The following is an 18472-nucleotide window of genomic DNA, read 5'->3' as shown; positions in this document are numbered from 1 at the left end:
AGGTGAGAAAAAAGAGCTCACCTCCTCTGGGTTATACAAGGCAAAATACAGCTATACTTTAGTTTACAGCTGGTTCTATAAATGCGTACAAATGTTTTACTTTGCCTTCTTCGAGTATAAAAAAGTCCGTACTATTCAGCAATCCGCCACTTGTTTGTATGTGACCAAATAACCTTGCGCTATTTTGAAGAGGTTCTATTTTCTTAGCGGCAGAAAAATGGTATTTGGGGTCTTCCGTTATAAGCTTACCTATAAAATCAGAAACTGCATTTATGCCATCCACAATAAAACCGGCATCATACATTTTGATATCTTCTGCATATATTTTTCTCAGCAGGGTATCGCGCTTTTCCCTGTCTCGCTCATTCCAGCCAGTTACATGTATTTCTTGTAATTCTTCAAATAATACGGTGCTCATTTTCGTTGTTTTTATCGTGTAGAAATAAATATCTGCTTGCGTTCATTAGTAATAAGCCGCAAAGCTAGTTATGCCTTTTCCCCAAACTGTTGATGTTTGTCAATAAAAGGGAATAGCCGTTAGTAAAGAACCGGAATTTCGCCAACGTTTTCGCCTCGGACATTGGTCGATAGTATAACAACATTGAAGATCGTTACTTCATTACAACATAACTGAATCAAGAAAATTCATTGGCTAGATTCCCAACGAATGGTAATTCCTGGACAGTACATGAAGTATCCTCTATTATCAAATCAGTTTTCCTGGATCGTCTTTTCCAGAGATTGAAGAAATGTTGTGGCGATCAGCAAGTCTTGATCAAAGTTTCCTCCAGAAACCCCAATACCGCCTATATATCTGTCTCCTGCTTTTATCGGGAGGCCCCCTTCTAACATACATGCGTCTCCAGGTACTTGTTGAATTGCATGTGCCAGAATGGGCACTTTCTCCGTAATTGTTCTAAGCATGTGAGAAGGACATTTGAAGAGAAATGCTGTTTTAGCCTTTAAATATGATATCTCGTTGGTCATAAAGTTGGCGTCATCCATCCTGATTTGGTATACAACATGTGCACCCGAATCGATGACGGTAATACAAACTTCGATATGTTGTTCTTTTGCCGCTTTTAAAGCTGTCATCCCGGCTGTAATTAGATTCTCGATTCTCATATTATTATGTATTTTTGTGTCAATAGTATTTACAACATGTCAATACTATTGACAAAATTCATAAAATAATACGATACATCCAAATGACTGATGAGAAAAATATTTCAGGGTTAATACATCACTTGTCAAGGCAGTTGACCAATTCGTCGAATCAAAAATGGAAAGATATTGGGTATGCTGATATCCGAACGACTCATGTAAGTATCTTATTGAGAATTGAGGCAAAGGAGAATAATCATAATATTCTGGCAAAGCAGTTGGGCATTACCAGACAAGCGATTTCGAAATTGAATCATGAATTAATTGAGAACGGCTATTTAGCTGTTAACCCAACAGAAAACAATAAAAAGTCAGAAACACTTTCGTTGACACGGAAAGGAATGGAATTCCTGATTGATTTTAAGAAAGCAAACGGAGATCTGGAAAATACACTTATTAAGATAATGGGATCTGCCAGGTTTAAAGAATTCAAATCTGCTTTGATTACTCTCGATGGATATTTCAAAAGTAAATAGGGTGGCAAGTAACCAACAACAAAAAAGCCTCACATTGCTGTGAGGCTTTTTATAAGAGTCGGGAAGACAGGATTCGAACCTGCGACCCCCTGGTCCCAAACCAGGTGCGCTACCGGCCTGCGCTACTTCCCGGACAATGTTTGCTAACATTTCTGTTAGCGGCCGATTATTAATTTATTCAGCGGTGAAGGAGGGATTCGAACCCTCGGTACATCTTAACGACGCACGCCAGTTTAGCAAACTAGTGGATTCGGCCTCTCTCCCACCTCACCTCAGTATTTAATTTTACCGGATAATTCCCTTTCCGCTTTCGTTAAGGGAGTGCAAAGATAAGAGTTCTGTGAACAAAACAAAAAGAAATTTCAAAATTCTACTTCTTTTTTATTTTTTAATATCTCGGCACTAAAGCCTGTTGTTGTTTATATGCTGGCCAGCTGCACTTTCTGCAACAGTTCCATCAGGTTTTCTTTGTATTCTGTATCCGTTTCCATCAGGTTTTCAACTGTTTGGCAAGAGTGAATAACAGTGGTGTGGTCGAAGCCGCCAAAATGGTCGCCAATGGTCTTTAAAGACTGCTTGGTAAACTTCTTGGCAAAGTACATGGTTATCTGGCGGGCCAGTACCACTTCACGCTTACGCGTCTTTGTCAGCAACTTCTCATACGGCACATGGTAGTAATCGCATACCAGTTTCTGTATGTTCTCTATGGTCATTTCACGGGCTGCTGTCTTCACGAAGTTCTTCATGACACGCTTAGCCAGATCCATGTCTATTTCCTTCTTATTAAGGGTAGCCTGTGCAAACAATGCTATCAATGCGCCTTCCAGCTCACGTACATTGCTCTGTATGTTGTAGGCCATGTATTTTACTACATCATCCGGTATCTCCAGTCCTTCGTGGCGCATCTTCACGCGCAGTATTGCCTGGCGTGTTTCAAAGTCCGGTGCCTGTATATCGGCATTCAAACCCCAGCGGAAACGGCTTAACAAACGTTCCTGCATACCTTCCATATCGCGTGGTGCGGTATCGCTGGTAAGGATGATCTGCTTGCCACTCTGGTGCAGGTGATTGAAGATAGCAAAGAAAACATCCTGTGTTTTAACAGCAGGAACGAACAGATGAATATCATCCATGATCAATACATCTATCAGCTGATAGAAGTGTATGAAATCATTGATCTCATTATTCTTGGCGTGATCTATAAACTGGTTGATGAATTTTTCGGCACTTACATAGAGCACAGCCTTGTTGGGGTGCAGCCTGCGTACTTCATTGCCTATGGCCTGTACCAGGTGGGTCTTACCCCAACCAACACCGCCAAATACAACCAATGGATTGAAAGAGGTAGCGCCGGGCTTCTGCGCAATGTGCAAACCTGCTGAGCGGGCTACACGGTTGCAATCACCTTCTACATAATTATCGAACACATAGTTACCGTTCAGCTGCGGATCGATCTGCATACGCTTAAGACCAGGTATGGCATAAGGCGTTTTGATATTATGCGGATCATCCCACTTCAGTGGCATGTCTATGAAATTGTTTTCTTTGGGGGGGCGGGTGTGTGTGCTGCCCGGCATATTAATAGAAGCAGGGTTGCGCTGTGTGCTGCTACTGCCTTCCATCATTATGCGGTATTCAAGGCGTGCGGCTTTACCCAATACGCGCTTTATGGTCTTACCCAATAGTTCTACATAATGTTCTTCAAGCCACTCATAAAAAAACTGGCTCGGCACCTGTAGGGTAACGATATTGTCATTCAGACTAACGGCCTTGATCGGCTCGAACCATGTCTGGTATGTGCGCCAGTTGACATTATCCTTAATGATAGCGAGACACTTTTCCCAGAGTTGCTCAATATCATTTTGAGAATTAATATCAGTATTGTAAATGTCTTTATTCATATTTGTTAACAACGCTCAACAAAGTTAATTGAATTTGTTACCCGGCAGTATCAGCGACAAGAAAACTATCTGAAAATGATCAATTGTTTTCAGCCACTTTTTACGGCCCTTCTGTTTGTGTTTTATTGTTTACTCTTTGTACGTATTCCCGTCACCTTTCAAGTTAGTATCCGTTTCTTTTTCGGGAGAACGAAATTGCTAACATTTTGTTGAAAAAAAAAATTGAACAGCTATTGTTAGTTTAGTTAGAACTACAGTGTGGGCATTGGCGTGATTGTAGGTTTTTGTGACTGCTAATACCTGTGTCAAATTGTTAACAACTATATGCTTTTTATTTTAAAAAATCCATGCTTTTTTTTAATCTTCTTTTTCTTTTTATTCCTCTGAAAGTGCTTACAGGCAATCGTTTCAGCGTTTTATGTTCTATATTTTATCTGTTTTTTGTTACTTTACTCTCTACTGTAAAAATATCTTTCTTTTTGTTTTCAAAAATAACTCGTATACACATCCGTTGTTAAAAAAAATCTTCGTAACTACTACCTTATCATCCACGTTTTCCACATCAATTTGTGTCAATGCTGTTGATAGAAATATCGTGCCGCTTTGCTCATATTACGATCATTGTGCGTGGCTGTAATTAAGGCAATTAAATGTACGAAATAACAATGGGATATTGGAGAAATTGTGGGCAGATAGTGCCTGAAAAAATAAAACCCGCAACTGGTGCGGGTTTTATTTTTTTTATTGTTCAATAACCTTAGATATCTCTCTTCGGGTCGAATGCTTCAAGTGCATTAGCAACTGCTGTAAGGAAGCTGGCACCCAATGAACCATCAACTACGCGGTGGTCATAACTGAGTGACAGGTACATCATGTGGCGTATAGCTATTACATCGCCTTCCGCTGTTTCCAATACCATTGGTCTCTTCTTGATAGAGCCAACTGCAAGGATTGCAACCTGTGGCTGATTGATGATAGGAGTACCCATCAGGCTGCCGAATGTACCCACGTTAGTGAGGGTAAATGTGCCGCCCTGTGTATCATCTACTTTCAGCTTGTTGTTACGTGCTGCATTAGCCAGTGAATTTACGTCCTTAGACAGGCCTATAAGATTCTTGGTGTCTGCATTCTTTATAACAGGTACTATAAGGTTGCCGCTAGGTAATGCGGTAGCCATACCTATGTTCACGTCTTTCTTCACTATGATACGGTCGCCGTCTACGCTTACATTGATCATAGGGAACTTGCGGATGCAACTTGCAACTGCTTCTATGAATATAGGAGTGAAAGTGATCTTTTCGCCATACTTCTTTTCAAATGGTCCCTTTACTTTATCGCGCCATTTTACCAGATTGGTAACATCGGCTTCTGTAAAGCTGGTAACATGCGGAGAAGTAGCCTTGCTACGCACCATATGATCAGCTATGAGCTTACGCATGCGGTCCATTTCTATGATCTCTACATTACCTGAAGGAACAGATGCAGATGGTGCAGATGCAGGAGCAGCGGCAACCGGTGCGGCAGGAGCAGATGGTGCAGCAGCAGGAGCAGCTACCGGCACTGGCATATTGCCGCGGTTAGCTACATAGTCCAGTATATCTTTCTTGGTCACGCGGCCTTCATTGCCGGTGCCCGGTATGTTTTCTAATTCGGCCATGCCAATACCTTCCTTGCCTGCTATATTCAATACAAGCGGAGAGTAGAAGCGTGATCCACCGGCAGCAGGAGCAGCTACAGGAGCAGCAGGGGCTGCATTCTGAACAGTTACTGCAGCTGGTGCAGGAGCTGCGGCAGCTTGTGGTGCCGCGGGAGCCGGAGCAGCAGCAGCGCCGCCCGCGTCTATACGAGCTATAACAGCACCAACAGGCACTACGTCGTTTTCTTTATACAGTAATTCTGTGATGGTACCGGCAGCTGTCGAAGGAACTTCACTATCTACCTTATCAGTAGCTATATCCAGCAGGGTTTCGTCCATTTTAATAACGTCACCTACTTTTTTGTGCCATTTAAGCACTGTAGCTTCCATTATACTTTCGCCCATCTTAGGCATTACCAGGTCAACGATTGCCATAATTTTTTTTGTTATTTGATATAAAACGCTGCAAAAATAATCATTTGAAGGCCAAAAGAAAAATGCGATTTTTTTTAACTGGGTTGTAAGCTGGCTATTTTTGCGGTATCGCCTGCAAAATAGGGTGTTCAGCTAATTTGTAAGGTTATATTTTCGTGAGTATACAAACTTGAGGATATTTGTAGCAGCGAATAGATATGGTAACTAAAAGGACTTATAAAGTAGATCTCACCGTAGAGGAAAAGGCGCAACTGAGGGCAGCTAAATTCAAGATAGCTGACCTGTCTTCATTATCAACTGATGATATAGGATCTATACTCAATGTAGCACCCGTCAGGGCCAGAGAGATCAATGCACTGATCACCTTCCAATCTATACCCTCAATAGGTATCAAATTTGCTGAAGACCTTATTTCTATTGGCTATTATTCATTGGAAGAACTGGCAATCAAAGATGGTCCGACACTTATTCATGAGTTGGAAACCCACTGCGGCTATTGGATAGACCCATGTGTGGAAGACCAGTGCAGGCTGGTAGTCGACTATGCAAACAATAAAGACAAAACCAAAAACTGGTGGGACTTTACTGCAGAACGAAAAGTTTACAGGGTGCAAAATGGTTACCCGGCTACAAGGCCTGTGAAGCCCTGGTTTGAGACGCTTGGGTATAAGAATGAGTGAATAGAACTAGGTTTCATTCATAAGATTTGACAACTTTTCAAAAAGTTGTCAAATCTGAACAAAACATGTGTTACAGTTTTACACCTTCTCCACCCTTACAGCTGTGCCGTAAGCCAACACCTCTGTGATCCCGGTCATTACTTCATTGGCATCATAGCGCATATTAATGATAGCATTGGCTCCTGCTGCTTCAGCATGTTCTACCATTAGCGTAAAAGCCTCTTCACGGGTATCTTCACACAGCTTTACGTATATCGATAGCTTGCCGCCAACAATCGCTTGCAGTCCACCCGCAAAATTACCAAAGATGCTGCGTGAGCGCACGGTAATGCCCCTTACTACACCATGGTGGCTAACAATACGGTATCCTTCAAGCGACGTAGATGTGGTGATGAGTTGCGTGTCGATCATAAAATATTATTTGTTCAAATATACTGCTATGCTGCGTATAATAACATAGCGTCATAAGGGTGATACCTCGTTAACTGATAATAATCTATTTTTAACCCAAATTTTATTTATGAGGTTGTTTACTTTACTTTCTTTTGCCTGTATCCTGTCTGCATTATCTGTTTCTGCACAATGGCGGGATAATGTGTATAGAAATTCGGCTAATGAGCATTACTGGCAAAACCGTATGCCCGATAAGGCCTACTGGCAGCAGGACGTGGCATACAATATCAATGCCACTATACACGAGGAAGATGACAGGGTAGAGGGACAAGAAGAGCTTACTTATTGGAACAATTCACCGGATACTTTACAGTACGTTTATTTTCACCTATACCAGAATGCCTTTATTAAAGGTTCTTACCTGGGCGGGCTAGAAAAACTGAATAATACAGATCCCGGTTATGGAGAGAAAGAGGCAGCAGGTCTTGGTATTGTTATTGACAATGTGCAGGTAAATGGTACTGCCGCAAAGACAGAACTGGACAATACCATAATGAAGGTATACCTGGCTACCACACTAAAACCCGGTGGTAAGATCACTATCAAAATGGGTTTCAATACCTATTATGATAAAGGCCAGACCCGCCGTCGTATGAAGATGTACGATGCATGGGGTTTTAAGCACTACAATGGCTGCCAGTGGTTTCCGAAGGTGTCGGTATATGATCGTATGCATGGCTGGGATACTTATCAGCATCTCAACAAAGAGTTTTATGGCGATTATGGCGTGTATGATGTTACGTTAGATTTTCCGTCTAACTATGTAGTAGAAGCATCGGGCGAATTGCAGAACAGGAGCGAAGTATTACCTGCCGACCTGCGCGAGAAACTGGACATAAAGAATTTTAAAGACAAGAAGTGGGACGAAGCACCATCTACTATTACTCCTTATGTAAAAGGGGAACGCAAGAAATGGCACTTTGTGGCTAATAATGTGCATGACTTCGCCTTCACCGGAGATCCTTCTTATCGCATCGGTACTGCATATTGGAAAGGAATAGAGTGTGTGGCAATAGTGCAGGAGCCACATGCAGCTAAGTGGCAGAATGCTCCCGACTACATCACTAAGATAATTAAGACTTTTTCTGAAGATATAGGTATGTATCGCTATCCCAAGATCGTAGCCGCTGATGCTGCCGATGGTATGGAGTACCCGATGCTAACGCTTGATGGCGGTGCAGAGCCGGGCTATCGCGGACTACTGGTGCATGAGATAGGGCACAACTGGTTTTACGGACAGGTAGGTAGCAATGAAACCTACAGAGCCGCTATGGATGAGGGTTTTACACAGTTCCTCACGGCCTGGGGTTTAAGGCGCATAGATGGTGATACCATTCTTGGCTCTAAGCCTACCAAGGGCTACAGAAAATTATTTACTGACCCGGGTATCGTGTTAGATAAGAATATATCTAATCCTTACACCATGGCCGCCCTTAATCAGAATGAAGTGCCACTGAATACACATTCCGATGACTTTCATAATGCACTGAATCATGGTGGCGGCTACGGTACTGTATATTATAAGACAGCCAACATGCTCTATAACCTGCAGTATGTACTGGGCGATACTTTGTTTCAGAATGCGTTGAAGCACTACTTTGACCAGTGGAAATTCGCGCATCCGTATTTCGAAGATTTCCGCGCCTCAATGATCCAATACACACATGTAGATCTGTCATGGTTCTTTGACGAGTGGTTCGAAACCACAAAGGCATTGGATTATCATGTAGGCCGCATCAGTAAGATAGGTGGTACAGATAGTGTGGCTATCAGGTTCAGGAGAAAGGGTGAGATGCAGATGCCTATTGATTTCACAGTCACTGCAAAAGATGGCGCTAAGTACAATTTCTATGTGCCTAATACCTGGTTTACCAAGCAGACCAATGCTACAGTTTTACCAAAATGGTATGGCTGGGGTAAGATGAATGCATCGTATACCGCAAGGGTAGCAGTGCCGGGTGGTGTAAAGAGTGTACAGATAGATACTTCCTTCCGCCTTACCGACAGAGATGAGGTAGACAACTATCGCCGCAAAGGACTGTTTGGCTGCAAAGGTGCGGTAAGAGCTACATTAGATGGTGGCCTTAATCAGCAGTATGACAGGCGCAGGTATCGTTTATATGTCCGTCCCGATGTATGGTGGAATCCAATAGATGGTATCAAAGCTGGTGCTCACGTAGAGGGCGATTATATGTTCACTTTGTATAAGCTTGATGCAAGCGTGTGGCTCAATACACACTTACTACAGGAAGACGCTTACTTGTCTTACAGAGGCGATGGCCCTTATAAGATATATGCTCCGGTACATTATTCCTTCAACTATGCTTCACCGGTTAGCCGCAATTATCCTAAGCTGGCTATGCAGATCAACAGCCGCTTTATAGATGGTATCTGGTATCAGAGAGGTGGCTTTAACTGGATGCAGAGCGATAAGAATCTTATACAGGGTTATGCGCAAAGTATGTGGATGCATGATGCACAGGCCGGTGATTACCGCATTACTCCGCGCGATTTTACCAGCACATGGACCCGTCCTAATACATCCATTAACCTTGCCTGGACACATAACTACAACTATATGCACGGTGCGGGCCGGTATACACTTAGCCTGAGAGCACCAATGCTCAATGGCAACAACACACCTTCTAACTATTCTTATGCACAGCTGGAGTCGATAAACACCAACTTTGTAAAGAAATTTGAGGTGCGTACCCGCGTGTTTGGCCGTTATGGTATGGGTAACAGGTTCCCAAGCGAGAGCCTGCTGTATCTTGCCGGTGGCAGCCCCGAAGATCTTATGGAGAATAAATACACCCGTAGTAAAGGTTTTGTGCCCGATGAATGGGGTGGCATATCAAAGTACGATATGAATCATTTCCAGCAGGGCGGCGGATTGAACCTACGCGGTTATGCCGGTTATAATGCACCCGATGAACGTAATGGAGCAGTGTTGGAAAGTTATAAGGGTAGGAGCGGAGCAGCGGTAAACCTGGAGATAGGTTTTGAGAACTACTTCCCTTATCGCCCGCGTTTGTTCCGCAACTGGCTACACGTAAATGCCTATGCATTCGCCGATGCCGGTATCATGCAGCTGAGTTATTTCTCTACCTCCAATGTTTACAACATTGTACCCACCAATATGTGGAGCGATGTGCGCATGGACGCCGGGCTTGGTTTTGCCTTTACGGTTAAGAACTGGGGAGTGTTTGAAAAAGCTAAGCCACTTACGTTGCGTATAGACTTCCCAGTTTTTGTGAATCGTACGCCATACAGCAATCCTCAATACCTTGCTTACAGGTATGTGATAGGTATCAACAGGGCGTTTTAAGCCAATAACAGTTCTTTTCTGTAAAAGCCACTTCCTTCATCAGAGTGGCTTTTCCTTTTATGACTTTGTCGTTTAATAAATTATTTGCCAGTCTCATCAAGAGAGAGGGGGATATCTTTCAGCTACTCCCTACCGGATAAGTGAATTAAATCGAACATGTCAATTATTTTATTATGAATGTACACGTTTTATTTGTTGTAGCTAAGTGATCATTGTGAAATATTTTGACCCAAGTACATTTGTTGGTTATTCCTTCATTTGTGTTTCCGCAAAATTTATCTAAGGAATCCGCATTTATTGCGATTGCTTTCATGACAAATTTAAATTTTGTCTCTAAGACGACACTCTGTCCCGGCATTATCACTTTAGGGAAGCAGTGATCAGGGTAGTTATTTTGGCAATAGTTTTTAGCATCAGAGTATATATTACAAGAGTCGCAGCCCTCTGACTCGTCTACAAAATATCTACTTGCAGAGTTGTTAACGAACGTTACTTGTAAATCTCCTGCCGGGTGCATTAAACAAGAAGATAGAGTAATGCAAAAAAAATATAATATTATAGGTAGTTTAATGTTTTTGTAGGTCAAGAGCCTAGTTTTAATATTGTACGTGTTTTGTTATTGCTTCGGTCACCTATAACCATGTTGTTTTGGCAAATATTCCCGTATTTGAGGTGTATTATTAAATGAAGCGAACATTCTGTTGTATTAATGGTTCCACATACCAGTGCCCTTCCCAAAAACAAAAAAACCATTCCGAATGAACGAAATGGTTTTTTTATAACTTGATAAGAAAGAATTACTTCTTCTTAGTTTCAGTTTTAGTTTCAGTCTTAGTTTCAGTTGTTGTAGCTGCCTTAGTTGTATCCATAGCAGGCTTTGCAGTATCAGCAACTGGAGCTGGTGCAGCTTCAACTGGAGCTGTAGTAGCCATAGTAGAATCTGTAGTTGTAGTTTCAGTTTTAGCACCACCGCAAGATGCAAGGAAAAGACCCATTGTAAGAGCGAATACGCTCAATTTTACTAATTTCATGTTTTTGTTTTTAAACGTTATGCATGTTTATACCGTAACTGGAAAAAGGTAACCCAACTTTTTTAAATATTTTTAAAAATATTTGTTTTGGCTTATTTGCCAGCCATTTTATATTGAAAATCCACCTCAATTAGAGGTGGATTTTGTTTGTATGTCAAAATTATCTATTTCTTTGTTGCTGTAGTCCCGGTAGTTTTGGTCATGTCGGCAGGTTTTGCTGTTGTGTCCATTGGCTTTACAGTACTGTCTGGTGCAGGTGGTGGTGTAGCAGGCGGTGTTGAAGGGACAGGCGCCAATGTATCTGTTTTTGGTGCATCTCCATTACCATTGCCGCAGGAAGCAACTAAAAAGCCCATGGCAAGAACGAAAAAACTTAGTCTGATCAATTTCATAATTGTGCGTTTTAAATGGTTCATTTATTTATACGTTTCATTTAAAAAGGTAACCCAATTATGAATCATTATAATTGATGATACTACTAACATACATATTTTAAAATTGTCGTGTTCTGAGAATTAATGCTGAAGGCATGAGATGTATGTAGCACCTGAGTTAATTATTTTGAATCGATGCCGAAGGTATCGGACGTCCGTGTAAGTCATCTCAATAACAATAGAACAAGTCATTTACTCACCCCCTGAATAACAAAAAAGCCACCCTGCAATGCAGGATGGCTCTGATATCTAAATACAGGTAAAGAATTACTTCTTCTTAGTTTCTGTAGTTGTAGTAGTTGTTGTAGTCTTAGTAGCTTCAGCTGGCTTAGCAGGCTGAGCAGTCATAGTATCCATGTGCTTAGTTGTATCAACTGCAGGAGCTGCTTCAACTGGAGCTGTAGTAGCCATAGTTGTAGAATCTGTAGTTGTAGTTTCAGTCTTAGCACCACCGCAAGAAGCAAGGAAAAGACCCATTGTAAGAGCGAAAACGCTTAATTTTACTAATTTCATAATTTCTTTTTTAGATTGTTATGAAGGTTAATACTAAAAGGAGAAAAAGGTAACCCATAAATTCAAAATATTTTTAAAATAGTTCATTTCATTAAATTCCTTATCGGGCTAACTACTGCGGGAACTTAATGTTGATAATTTTTTTTATGCTCGCACGTCGTCTCTTTTCTATCTTACTGGTGTTGATCACGGTCCCTGGCATTACTCCATACATACATGCGGCTCCTGCCAATGTGAAGTTGAGCGGTAAGATCATTAATCCCACTGCCGATAGTATAGAAGTAAGCTACAACGATAATAACCTGGCCTATTACCCTAAAAAGTTCAGTACACATTTAGATAAGAAAGGTAGTTTCAAATTGTCATTTCCGGTACCGGTCAACGTGTACACAATAGTTCAGATAGCCTATGCCGACAGGCTGGCCGATATTATTGTATCTACCGGCGATAGCCTTGTAATGACGGTAAATGCAAAACGCTTTGATAGTTCGGTGAATTACGCAGGCAGAGGTGCCAATATTCAGAATTTCCTTGCCGCCCATGTTTTAAAAAGGGGGCGCATCAATCAGTATCCCAACAATGTAAAAAATCAACTGCAAAAAGAGCCCAAGGAATTTCTGAAAGCAATTGAAAATGAAAATAACCTTGAACAGGCTATGGCCGAAAAATGGACACCTGCATTACCCCCTTCATTTACCGGCTACTGGCGCACCTTTCACCTCTACTACAATTACTTCTTTACACAGCAATATCCGTTGGCGCGGCAAATGGTAAAACTGCGCCGCTATACAGATACTATTCCGCCTGAGAACTACGAGGTGGTCAAGTCAATGCCTGTGGTATTTAATGATTCCTTCCTGCAGGTGCCTTCTTACCTCCTTTATCTAACAGGCGTATTAGAGATAGGGCTAAAAGCCGATGGGTATACCGTATTGGGGAAAGACACTACGAAGTACATGCAATTTGAAGATAGTGTATACAAACTGGCTTACAAAGTACTGCCCGATAAAAGCCTGGAGTACTTTCTGGCACAAAACATATATGGCCGCGCAAAGACGCAGCGCCTGGCTCGTACAGAAGCTCAATTGACCACATTTAAGCAACGCTGGCCGGCTAGCACCTATATGCCTTTGCTGGATAAGCAGGTGGGCCTTGCCCGCAGGCTGGCTCCTGGCCAACCCGCTCCCGATATGGAGATCCATACTGCCGATGGGAAGATAATGAAGCTATCTGACCTCAAAGGAAAGGTGGTATACCTGGGCTTTTGGGCCGGCTGGTGCCGCCAGTGTGTGGGTGAGATGATCAATGAGCGGATGGTGAAAGATCTCATAAGGAAGAAGCCGCTGGAATTCGTTTATGCCTCCATAGGTACAGACACTGCCGGTGAGTGGGGAGTTATTGAGCGGTACAGGATTGATGGCCTGTATACCAATCTCTTCAGCGGTTGGAATGCTAAAGAAGTGCAGGATTATGGCGTACAGTCTTTACCTGCGTACTATCTGATAGACGAAGATGGCAACTTCGCTCTCCAGCGCACCCCATCTCCTATGCAAACAACCGAACTGGTAATGGAAATTGAGAAGTTGTTTAAGTAGGGGTAAATAAACTGATTCCACTATTGATTGGTGTGATCGTTCTGTACTGGAAGAAGCTCTGAAAGAGCGGCATAAATAGCGGGGGGGCAACCCCTCGGGTCGATAACCACGTGACCACTAGCACTGAAGGGGCGACATAACGATATTAGCAAGCACCAAAAGACTTATCACATTTTGGTTGATATACCCAATGTCACTTTGCGTTACTTGCTTTTGACTTAAATTAAAATTCAAAATTCGCGCTGCCGAATATGCCGAAGTACTTAGATTTTGCCTCTTCTGATATTGGCTTCGGATTTACACGCCACACAAAATCTATCCTGAATACCTGGAAGATGTTAGATATGCCCGTTCCCAACTCCAGGTAAGGCTGCCCTTTCAAAGTGCGGAACGGGAAGTCAGTAGGGCGCAGGTTCAATTCCTGGTTAGCTTTACTCAATGTACCCACCACTCCCTTTGCCGTCCAGAACTGGCGCCATTTCAGTTTCTTTAGTAATGGTATACGATTAAACACCCCACCACCTATATTATGTTCAATATTGAATCCGCAATATTCATCACTCAGGAATTCATAATTGTTCATCATCTGGAAGGCATACTTGTTGTAGTAATAGTACTCATTACCAGGGTGGATCTCCAACAGAGAATAAGGCAGTTTTCCAAAATATTTGCCTGCAAACAGGTTGTAATACAGGTGCCCAAGTGGTGGTATATTAATGCTCTCTGAAACCGAGAACCGCATTTTCTTATACTCGTAGGCACTGTTCAGTACACCCTTCATACCGGCGGTTATTTCAAACTTCAGTATCGGCCATTTGTTAGCCAGCCTGGCACGTTTGTACAAGCCCTCTATATATTTCTCTTTATAGGCATAGCGTAGCTCCAACCCTATCTCACTGCTGATCACATTTTTACTTGGGTTGTTGTCTTTATCTACAAATATGTCGGTAGAGGGTAGTGGAGCGAACGGGGTAAAATTGGTGTGCTGCAAGATCAGTTTGTGGCTGAATCCGCTGTGGTATTCTTTATAAAATTCTATACGTTTATCATCAGAGAACGCCAGTTTCCAGGGTATGCCCGATTTGCGGAACAGGGTGCTGAAGATGTTATCACTACCCACCTGGTCGTAGTAGTTAGTACGCTGATTAATGTCGTGCGCATAGTAGCCATAGATGGTCATGCGAGGTGCCCGGTTCAATACCCACAACCCCGATGCGCCATACTTAAATTCTTTGTCTCTATCGCCATAGGCAAGGAAGCCGGTAAAATGCGCGTCCTTCAGTTTTCTTGATGTACCCAATGATATACGGAATCTATTACCTTCTACCGGGTTATTGCTGTACAGATAGTAATAGGGTCCCAGTTGTAGCCACCCAATATCTTTTACGCCACTAGCCAGGAAGGTGATGGTATTTTTATACACTGTAGTAATGGGCATATTATTGATGGTGTCGACCATCTTATATATTGCCTTCTCGTTTTTTGAGAGTGAGTCGGGGCGGTTATTTATCCACCAGTCATCACTCATGTGCTTAGCAGAGTCTGCTTTTATAATGTCGTCCTTATACTGCGGATCGTTAAGCACAGCCTGCGTCTTAGGATCATTGAGCTTTATCTTGTGATAGGTAGTTGTTTTCCTCCCTATAAAACCCGGCAACTTCTGTGCTCCGTAAATAGTAAAGTTGGCTATGAATTTATCCTTGATGCAAAACCAGGTATCATCATCGCCCATTGGTGCAAATTCCTGGTACAGGCTTATCCTGTCTACCCAGTTAATGTTGGCCAGTTTAGATACATCCATGCTTATGCGCTGAATAGCGAAAGTGGTATCTGCCACCCAGAAATCGCCCTCAAAGCAGCTTTCACCTGCCCGCTTAGGTGCAAACTGTACCAGTATTATCCGGTGGCCATAAACGGTCTGTGTATCTTTTATCTTATAGCGGTAGTAAAAGATACCATCGTTACTGATAGGACTAATGAACTTCTTGTCGAAAACGGGGATATAGTTTTTGTATACGTTCACGTTTTGGTACAAGGTGCCCAGGTACTTAACAATGTTCTCATTATTTACTCCCTTCACCATACTTGCCTTTATAAACTCTCGCTGCTTCTTGGGCTTGCGGGTAAAGAAGTAGTCAGACAGCGTTTCTGTCATGTACAGTGGCAGATAAGGTTTTGACTCAGAAACCGTATCCAGGTTGTCAAAAATAAAGCTATAGTTTTTCAGCAGGGGTATCTTCTGAAACTGAGATTTGTTTAGCCTTTGCAGGTCTGCTTCCAGACGGTTGTAGGCTTCATAACTGTAGTTGTCAATTCTATCAGGGTCATTATTGGGTTTATGTGCTATTATCTTGCGCATTAATATCACACCCGGGTCTTCGCCACTTGCGGTGATGACAGCTTCTTTCAGTTGGTTATTGGCGCGCTCCAGTTCTATTATAAAGTTGTATTCATGTTTACCATTGTTCACCACCCATTTATTCACTGTCTTATAGCCCATAGCCGAAATACGAAGCGAATCATTGGGTATGGAATCCGCCAGTACCGAAAACTTACCATCCATATCGGCGGTAGTACCGATCATGGCATGAGGAAAATAGACCACGGCAAAGGGTATTCCCTCGCTGGTGTTCATATCTTCAACCTTGCCGTTTATCACAAAAGGTTGAGCAATAACTGCCTTGATTGTGTCTTTATGGGTAGAATCTGTGAGGATCTGTGTATGAGTGGTATCGACACGACGCGTAGTATCTGTTGTCTGTGCCCGGGTGGGTAAACAAAAAATAAAGAGGAAAATAAATAATAAAGACGTTTTGATGCTCATACTCAAGGCCTACAGTGCGGCAATGTACCGATTTGCTTTAAATTTTAAAAAAATCATACCCCCTTCACAGGAAATCATTTTCCACATTTGGGTATTACCGCTTATAAATGCAAATGGCGTGCCGCGATTACCACCTTTTACTAATTCCATATTTCATTAGCCGCTGTAAATATCACCGGCGCACCGTCGGTGACCATAATTGTATGCTCATGCTGCGCAACAAAACTACCATCGCCGGTTATATATGTCCAGCCATCACCTTGTTCTTTGGCATACTTCGCCCCGGTCGATATGAATGTTTCTATGGCCACCACCGAGTTCTTCTTAAATCTCGTCCGGTTGAACCGATCGTAATAGCACGGAATTTCATTGGGTGCTTCGTGCAGGCTTCTGCCTACGCCATGTCCTACAAGGTTACGGATCACTGTCAGTCCCGCTTTTTTTGCTTCATGTTCTATAAGGTGGCCTATCTCAGAAATGCGGATACCACCTTTTATATTGCTGATTGCTTTAAATAGTATGTCTTTAGAGCTATTGACCAGATGTGCATGGTTGTTATTATCTGCCCCTAATACAAAAGAACCGCCATTGTCCGACCAGTAGCCATTCAGTTCTGCCGATACATCAATGTTTACAAGATCGCCCTCTTTCAGTATTTTCTTGTCTGATGGTATACCATGGGCTACCTCATTATTGGTACTGATACATGTCCAGCCGGGGAAACCGTAAGTAAGTAACGGCGCAGACCTCGCGCCCATTGCCGTAAGTATGGTACCACCAAACTCGTCAAGTTCTTTTGTGCTCATGCCGGGTTGCGCATATTCCCTCATTTTTTTCAGGGTTAGGGCTACTGCATTACTTATGGCTTGCATTCCTGCAAATTCGGCATCGTTGGTAATAGACATTTATAGTTATTTAGTCGTCAAAGATAGGTAACACGGCATTGCAACAAATAAAAAACCGCTCCTGAAGGTTTCTTCGGGAGCGGCTGAAAGCATAATTTAAGATCACTTATAGTAGTTCTTCATCATTATCAGGGCATAAATAAGACCCGGCAACCAGAACAATAAGCACAAGATCAAACCAATTATCCAGTTAATTCCTTCGAAACTTTCGTTCAGTCCGATACCTAAAAAGCCGAGCCCAATGATCGCCAGCAGAATATAAACACCCTTTGAGATCTCGGCCTTGCCTGCAGCTAGTCTCTTGTGCAAAGAGGAGTGCTTCCTGGCATGTGCCTTTGGCTCAGGCGTAGCAGTGGTAGCATTGCTTTCATCTGCCAAAGCTGTGCCGGTTGTGCCGTTGGTTGCCGCCTGCTCTGTTTTTGCTTCCTTTTTAATTAAGAATGCTGCCTGGCTTACAGTAGTAAGCCCCATAGTTAAAGCAAGTAATAATACGGTAATACGTGTCTTCATAAATGAGAAATTTTGCGAGTGAAATTATTAACCAAATATAACAAAATATCAAGGAAGAAACTATACTCGTACTAACCTAAAGTCAGGCATCACTCAATTAATATCTAAACGACTTATTCTTATTATGATAGTATTTTGGCATGGACACAAGTGCATAAATAAGTCCCGGCACATAAAGCAGACATAATACCAGACATACTATCCAGCTGCTTCCTCTCCAGTAGTCATTAAGGCCAACGGCTACGAAGCCAAGGAGAAATATAGAGAGCATTACATATGCAAATTTGGAGATTCTTGCCTTGCCGAATGTAGGTGCAGCACTGGCCATAGTTGCAGGCGCTGCTGTAACTGTTGCATCTGCAGGCAGTACACTTTCCTCATTCGTAGCTGTTATTGGCGCCTGATTATGCTCTGTTTTAGCTTTGTCGACAACAAATGCCGCCTGGCTTGCTGTATTTATTCCAATTGTCAATGCAAGTAATAATACAATAATGCGTATGCTCATAATTCCGGGAATTTTGTATGTATGGTTTCGAAGTCAAATATAATAAGGAACGTCGATAAAATAAAGTAAGCAGTTAAAGTAG

16 protein-coding genes and 2 tRNA genes are annotated in these 18472 nt (G+C 42.4%); 4 read left to right on the top strand and 14 right to left on the bottom strand.

Annotated elements, in window-relative coordinates; genetic code table 11:
- Positions 1-58 precede the first annotated feature (58 nt).
- Complete coding sequence (locus CJD36_RS17465) at positions 59-418, bottom strand: nuclear transport factor 2 family protein (RefSeq protein ID WP_105040489.1); 360 nt, start codon at positions 416-418, stop codon at positions 59-61.
- A 293-nt stretch (positions 419-711) separates the two neighbouring features.
- Complete coding sequence (locus CJD36_RS17460; protein ID WP_105040488.1) at positions 712-1125, bottom strand: GlcG/HbpS family heme-binding protein; 414 nt, start codon at positions 1123-1125, stop codon at positions 712-714.
- 83 nt (positions 1126-1208) lie between these two features.
- Between CJD36_RS17460 and CJD36_RS17455 the strand changes: the two genes are divergently transcribed.
- Positions 1209-1640: a MarR family transcriptional regulator gene (locus tag CJD36_RS17455; protein ID WP_105040487.1), complete on the top strand. Its 432-nt coding sequence runs from the start codon at positions 1209-1211 to the stop codon at positions 1638-1640.
- Between the two features lie 58 nt (positions 1641-1698).
- Here the strand turns inward: CJD36_RS17455 and CJD36_RS17450 are convergent.
- The 4 genes from CJD36_RS17450 to CJD36_RS17435 all read right to left on the bottom strand — a co-directional run bounded on the left by CJD36_RS17450 (position 1699) and on the right by CJD36_RS17435 (position 5612).
- A tRNA-Pro gene (locus tag CJD36_RS17450) sits at positions 1699-1772 on the bottom strand.
- Between the two features lie 50 nt (positions 1773-1822).
- Positions 1823-1912, bottom strand: a tRNA-Ser gene (locus CJD36_RS17445).
- Positions 1913-2059: 147 nt separating this feature from the next.
- A complete protein-coding gene (gene dnaA, locus CJD36_RS17440) occupies positions 2060-3541 on the bottom strand; it encodes a chromosomal replication initiator protein DnaA (protein WP_105040486.1) in 1482 nt (493 codons plus the stop codon).
- A gap of 757 nt (positions 3542-4298) precedes the next feature.
- Positions 4299-5612, bottom strand: coding sequence for a dihydrolipoamide acetyltransferase family protein (locus CJD36_RS17435; RefSeq protein WP_105040485.1), 1314 nt, complete (start codon positions 5610-5612; stop codon positions 4299-4301).
- Positions 5613-5809: 197 nt separating this feature from the next.
- Here CJD36_RS17435 and CJD36_RS17430 point away from each other — a divergent pair, with 197 nt between their 5' ends.
- Positions 5810-6292 carry a helix-hairpin-helix domain-containing protein gene (locus tag CJD36_RS17430; RefSeq protein WP_105040484.1) on the top strand — a complete coding sequence of 161 codons (483 nt, stop codon included), beginning with the start codon at positions 5810-5812 and terminating at the stop codon, positions 6290-6292.
- Positions 6293-6370: 78 nt separating this feature from the next.
- On the opposite strand, the gene CJD36_RS17425 is transcribed toward CJD36_RS17430, so the two are convergent.
- Positions 6371-6703, bottom strand: coding sequence for a YbjQ family protein (locus tag CJD36_RS17425; protein WP_105040483.1), 333 nt, complete (start codon positions 6701-6703; stop codon positions 6371-6373).
- Positions 6704-6812: 109 nt separating this feature from the next.
- Here CJD36_RS17425 and CJD36_RS17420 point away from each other — a divergent pair, with 109 nt between their 5' ends.
- A complete protein-coding gene (locus tag CJD36_RS17420; RefSeq protein ID WP_105040482.1) occupies positions 6813-10073 on the top strand; it encodes a M1 family metallopeptidase in 3261 nt (1086 codons plus the stop codon).
- 797 nt (positions 10074-10870) lie between these two features.
- Here CJD36_RS17420 and CJD36_RS17410 read toward each other — a convergent pair.
- From CJD36_RS17410 to CJD36_RS17400, 3 genes are all read right to left on the bottom strand, one after another.
- Positions 10871-11104: a hypothetical protein gene (locus CJD36_RS17410; RefSeq protein ID WP_133162692.1), complete on the bottom strand. Its 234-nt coding sequence runs from the start codon at positions 11102-11104 to the stop codon at positions 10871-10873.
- A gap of 164 nt (positions 11105-11268) precedes the next feature.
- Positions 11269-11496: a hypothetical protein gene (locus CJD36_RS23050; RefSeq protein WP_133162691.1), complete on the bottom strand. Its 228-nt coding sequence runs from the start codon at positions 11494-11496 to the stop codon at positions 11269-11271.
- 309 nt (positions 11497-11805) lie between these two features.
- The gene (locus CJD36_RS17400) at positions 11806-12051 is read right to left on the bottom strand and encodes a hypothetical protein (protein WP_133162690.1); all 246 of its coding nucleotides are present in this window, start codon (positions 12049-12051) and stop codon (positions 11806-11808) included.
- Between the two features lie 146 nt (positions 12052-12197).
- Here CJD36_RS17400 and CJD36_RS17395 point away from each other — a divergent pair, with 146 nt between their 5' ends.
- The gene (locus tag CJD36_RS17395; protein WP_161499359.1) at positions 12198-13646 is read left to right on the top strand and encodes a TlpA family protein disulfide reductase; all 1449 of its coding nucleotides are present in this window, start codon (positions 12198-12200) and stop codon (positions 13644-13646) included.
- A 223-nt stretch (positions 13647-13869) separates the two neighbouring features.
- Here CJD36_RS17395 and CJD36_RS17390 read toward each other — a convergent pair whose 3' ends face one another.
- From CJD36_RS17390 to CJD36_RS17375, 4 genes are all read right to left on the bottom strand, one after another.
- A complete protein-coding gene (locus CJD36_RS17390; RefSeq protein ID WP_105040476.1) occupies positions 13870-16470 on the bottom strand; it encodes a DUF5686 and carboxypeptidase-like regulatory domain-containing protein in 2601 nt (866 codons plus the stop codon).
- A gap of 140 nt (positions 16471-16610) precedes the next feature.
- Entirely contained in the window at positions 16611-17375 is a 765-nt protein-coding gene (map, locus tag CJD36_RS17385) for a type I methionyl aminopeptidase (RefSeq protein WP_105040475.1), read from the bottom strand.
- 102 nt (positions 17376-17477) lie between these two features.
- Complete coding sequence (locus tag CJD36_RS17380) at positions 17478-17885, bottom strand: hypothetical protein (protein ID WP_105040474.1); 408 nt, start codon at positions 17883-17885, stop codon at positions 17478-17480.
- Positions 17886-17982: 97 nt separating this feature from the next.
- Positions 17983-18390, bottom strand: coding sequence for a hypothetical protein (locus CJD36_RS17375; protein WP_105040473.1), 408 nt, complete (start codon positions 18388-18390; stop codon positions 17983-17985).
- Positions 18391-18472: the final 82 nt, after the last annotated feature.

The organism is Flavipsychrobacter stenotrophus (genome assembly GCF_002954265.1).
Lineage (GTDB): Bacteria > Bacteroidota > Bacteroidia > Chitinophagales > Chitinophagaceae > Flavipsychrobacter > Flavipsychrobacter stenotrophus.
Note: the sequence above shows the minus strand (reverse complement) of the source record. Positions and strands in the feature narration are given on the sequence as shown.

Coding starts and splice junctions, on each gene's coding strand:
- CJD36_RS17465 (WP_105040489.1), bottom strand. CDS start 418: ATGAGCACCGTATTATTTGAAGAATTACAAGAAATACATGTAACTGGC.
- CJD36_RS17460 (WP_105040488.1), bottom strand. CDS start 1,125: ATGAGAATCGAGAATCTAATTACAGCCGGGATGACAGCTTTAAAAGCG.
- CJD36_RS17455 (WP_105040487.1), top strand. CDS start 1,209: ATGACTGATGAGAAAAATATTTCAGGGTTAATACATCACTTGTCAAGG.
- dnaA (WP_105040486.1), bottom strand. CDS start 3,541: ATGAATAAAGACATTTACAATACTGATATTAATTCTCAAAATGATATT.
- CJD36_RS17435 (WP_105040485.1), bottom strand. CDS start 5,612: ATGGCAATCGTTGACCTGGTAATGCCTAAGATGGGCGAAAGTATAATG.
- CJD36_RS17430 (WP_105040484.1), top strand. CDS start 5,810: ATGGTAACTAAAAGGACTTATAAAGTAGATCTCACCGTAGAGGAAAAG.
- CJD36_RS17425 (WP_105040483.1), bottom strand. CDS start 6,703: ATGATCGACACGCAACTCATCACCACATCTACGTCGCTTGAAGGATAC.
- CJD36_RS17420 (WP_105040482.1), top strand. CDS start 6,813: ATGAGGTTGTTTACTTTACTTTCTTTTGCCTGTATCCTGTCTGCATTA.
- CJD36_RS17410 (WP_133162692.1), bottom strand. CDS start 11,104: ATGAAATTAGTAAAATTGAGCGTATTCGCTCTTACAATGGGTCTTTTC.
- CJD36_RS23050 (WP_133162691.1), bottom strand. CDS start 11,496: ATGAAATTGATCAGACTAAGTTTTTTCGTTCTTGCCATGGGCTTTTTA.
- CJD36_RS17400 (WP_133162690.1), bottom strand. CDS start 12,051: ATGAAATTAGTAAAATTAAGCGTTTTCGCTCTTACAATGGGTCTTTTC.
- CJD36_RS17395 (WP_161499359.1), top strand. CDS start 12,198: ATGCTCGCACGTCGTCTCTTTTCTATCTTACTGGTGTTGATCACGGTC.
- CJD36_RS17390 (WP_105040476.1), bottom strand. CDS start 16,470: ATGAGCATCAAAACGTCTTTATTATTTATTTTCCTCTTTATTTTTTGT.
- map (WP_105040475.1), bottom strand. CDS start 17,375: ATGTCTATTACCAACGATGCCGAATTTGCAGGAATGCAAGCCATAAGT.
- CJD36_RS17380 (WP_105040474.1), bottom strand. CDS start 17,885: ATGAAGACACGTATTACCGTATTATTACTTGCTTTAACTATGGGGCTT.
- CJD36_RS17375 (WP_105040473.1), bottom strand. CDS start 18,390: ATGAGCATACGCATTATTGTATTATTACTTGCATTGACAATTGGAATA.